The organism is Streptomyces sp. McG3 (genome assembly GCF_018619185.1).
Lineage (GTDB): Bacteria > Actinomycetota > Actinomycetes > Streptomycetales > Streptomycetaceae > Streptomyces.
In genome coordinates this window covers 1-3362 of sequence record NZ_JAAXYC010000500.1, presented here as the reverse complement: position 1 = coordinate 3362, position 3362 = coordinate 1, and the positions used below count along the sequence as shown (strand labels likewise).

The window sequence follows — 3362 nt, the reverse complement described above, 5'->3', positions numbered from 1 at the left end:
CCCTCGATACCGCCCCGGCGGTCCGTCCCCTGCACCGCCAGCACCACGAGCCCCACCCCGAGCCAGCAGAGGCCCACCACCTGGGAGGACGTCGTCGCCTCCACGATGACCACGACCAGCACCCCCGCGCCGACCACCGGGACCAGGACGTGCCGCCACCACACCGGCGGGCCCTCCATCCGGCGTACGGCGAACCAGCCGACCACCGACGCGTGCAGCAGGATGAACGCCGTCAGCGCGCCGATGTCCACGACGGAGACCAGATGGTCCAGGCCGTCGTCGCGCCGGGCGGCCCACACGGCGGCCACCAGCGTCACGATCGCCGCGCACAGGATCGCCACCCGCGGCACGCCCGACGACGGGTCGACCTTCGCGAGGAAGTGCGGCAGGCGCCGCTCCCGGGCCATCGCGAAGACCAGCCGCCCGGCGGCGGCCTGCCCCGCCAGCGCGGCGAACGCGGCGCCGATCGCCTTGCTGACCGCCACCAGGTCATGCAGCCACGTCCCCACCGAGGCGTCCACCGCGTCGTAGAACGCCGACCCCTGCGCCGCCGGGTCCGCCGCCAGCTCCGCCGAGCTCACCGGCTCCAGCAGCGCCGCCAGATACGACTGCGCCACGAACAGGGCGCCGGCCAGCACCAGACAGAACAGCACCGCCCGCGCCACCTTCTGCGAGCCGCCCGTCACCTCCTCGGCGAACGAGGCGATGGCGTCGAAGCCCAGATAGGAGAGCACGGCGATCGACACGGCCCCCAGCACCGCCGTCATGGAGAACCCGGAGTCCCCCGTCAGCGGCGTCAGCCAGCCGCGCTGCGCCCCGTCCCGTACGAGGACGACGACGGCCGAGACCACGAAGACCAGCAGCACCACGATCTCCATGGCCAGCACCGCGAAGCCGACCCGGGCGGCCGCCCGCACGCCCCACAGGTTGAGCAGGGTGGTCACGAGCACGGCGATCGCGGTCCACACCCACCGCGAGACCTCCGGGACCAGCGCGTTCATCGCGATCCCGGAGAAGAGGTAGGCGACGGCCGGGATCAGCAGGTAGTCGAGCATGGCCATCCACCCGGCGATGAACCCCGGTCCTTCCCCGAGCCCCTTGCGGGCATACGTGAAGACCGAACCGGCGAAGGGGGCGACCCGCACCATCTGGGCGTAGCTGAAGGCGGTGAACCCCATGACCACCGTGGCCACCACATAGACGAGCGCGACCGCGCCGTCGGACTTGGCGTCCAGGGTGCCGAACACCCCGACGGGGGCCATCGGAGCGATGAAGAGGAGCCCGTAGACGACCAGATCCCGGAATCCCAGCGTCCGACGCAGCCTGCCCGGTTCCGTACTGCTCCCCGTACCGCCGCTCGAACCGCTCCCCGTCCCGCTGCCCGAACCGCTCTCCGGCACCGACGTCATCGCCCCTCCATCACCATCCGTCATTGCTCACGAACGCACCGCGACCAGTCTCCCGACCCGGCCGTCCTCGCGCCTGTTCGCCACGGCCTTACGATGGGACGCATGACTGCAACTCCTGCCCGCCGTGTCCTGCTCGCCGCACCCCGTGGCTACTGCGCGGGCGTGGACCGTGCCGTGATCGCCGTCGAGAAGGCCCTGGAGCAGTACGGGGCCCCGATCTATGTGCGCCACGAAATCGTGCACAACAAGTACGTCGTGCAGACCCTGGAGAAGAAGGGCGCGATCTTCGTGGACGTCACCGCGGAGGTGCCCGAGGGCTCCATCGTGATGTTCTCCGCGCACGGAGTCGCGCCCACCGTCCACGCGGAGGCCGCCGAGCGCAAGCTCGCCACCATCGACGCGACCTGCCCGCTGGTCACCAAGGTCCACAAGGAAGCCGTCCGGTATGCCAAGGAGGACTACGACATCCTCCTGATCGGCCATGAGGGGCACGAGGAGGTCATCGGCACCTCCGGCGAGGCCCCCGACCACATCACGCTGGTCGACGGCCCCGAGGACGTCGCGAACGTCGAGGTCCGCGACGAGTCGAAGGTCGTCTGGCTCTCCCAGACCACCCTGTCCGTCGACGAGACGATGGAGACGGTCGACGCCATCAAGGCGAAGTTCCCCAACCTCCTCTCGCCGCCCAGCGACGACATCTGCTACGCCACGCAGAACCGCCAGATCGCGGTGAAGAAGCTCGCCGAGGACGCCGAACTGGTCATCGTGGTCGGCTCCAAGAACTCCTCCAACTCCATTCGCATGGTCGAGGTCGCCCTGGACGCCGGAGCCCCCGCCGCCCACCTGGTCGACTTCGCCGACGAGATCGACGAGGCCTGGCTGGAGGGCGTCACCACGGTCGGTCTGACGTCCGGCGCCTCCGTCCCCGACGTCCTCGTCGACGGTGTCCTGGAATGGCTCGGAGAGCGCGGTTACGCGGACGTGGAGACGGTGAAGACGGCCGACGAGTCGATCACGTTCTCCCTCCCCAAGGAACTGCGCCGCGACCTGCGCGCCGAGGCCGCCGCCCTTTCCGCCGAGTAGCCGGGCAAGGGGCCCGGCCTGCCCGTACCGTGGGTCCCATGGAGATCTTCGGCGTGGACATCGGCGGATCCGGGATCAAGGGCGCTCCCGTGGACCTGGACCGCGGAGACCTGGCGCGGGAGCGCCACAAAGTGCTGACACCGCACCCGGCCACGCCCGAGGGCGTGGCCGACGGTGTTGCCGAGGTCGTCGGCCATTTCGACTGGGCGGGCCCCGTCGGCATCACCTTCCCCGGCGTGGTCACGGACGGCATCACGCGTACCGCGGCCAATGTCGACAAGGGCTGGATCGACACCGACGCCCGCACACTGCTGGGCGAGCGGATCGGTCAGCCCGTCACCATCCTGAACGACGCGGACGCGGCCGGGGTCGCCGAGATGACCTTCGGCGCGGGCAAGGGCCGCACGGGCACGGTCATCATGCTGACCTTCGGCACCGGCATCGGCAGCGCGGTCTTCACCGACGGCCTGCTCGTCCCCAACACCGAGCTGGGCCACCTGGAACTGCACGGCCACGACGCGGAGAAGCACGCCTCCACGAAGGCCAAGGAGGACGAGGACCTCAGCTGGCAGCACTGGGCGCACCGGGTGCAGAAGTACCTGCTGCACGTGGAGATGCTGTTCTCGCCCGAACTGTTCATCATCGGCGGCGGGGTGAGCCGCAAGGCGGAGAAGTTCCTGCCGCTGATCGAGAAGGTACGGGCCGAGATGGTCCCGGCCCAGCTTCAGAACAACGCGGGCATCGTGGGAGCCGCGATGGCGGCGGCGGGCCGGGCACACAGCAAGGGCTGAACGGACCTGACGGCACCACACGAACGGGCGCCGGAGACGGGCCGGGGGCCGCTCAGGGCCGCTGAGGACGACGGGCCAC

Annotated in this window: 3 protein-coding genes; 2 read left to right on the top strand and 1 reads right to left on the bottom strand. The window is 70.3% G+C overall.

Features of this window, described 5'->3' with window-relative positions:
- A partial coding sequence (locus HET64_RS37660) for an APC family permease (RefSeq protein ID WP_215111730.1) occupies window positions 1–1409 on the bottom strand: 1409 nt, incomplete at its 3' end.
- Between the two features lie 93 nt (window positions 1410–1502).
- Here HET64_RS37660 and HET64_RS37655 point away from each other — a divergent pair.
- Window positions 1503–2492, top strand: a complete 990-nt coding sequence (locus HET64_RS37655) for a 4-hydroxy-3-methylbut-2-enyl diphosphate reductase (protein WP_215111729.1) — start codon at window positions 1503–1505, stop codon at window positions 2490–2492.
- 38 nt (window positions 2493–2530) lie between these two features.
- Entirely contained in the window at window positions 2531–3283 is a 753-nt protein-coding gene (gene ppgK, locus HET64_RS37650) for a polyphosphate--glucose phosphotransferase (protein ID WP_215111728.1), read from the top strand.
- Window positions 3284–3362: the final 79 nt, after the last annotated feature.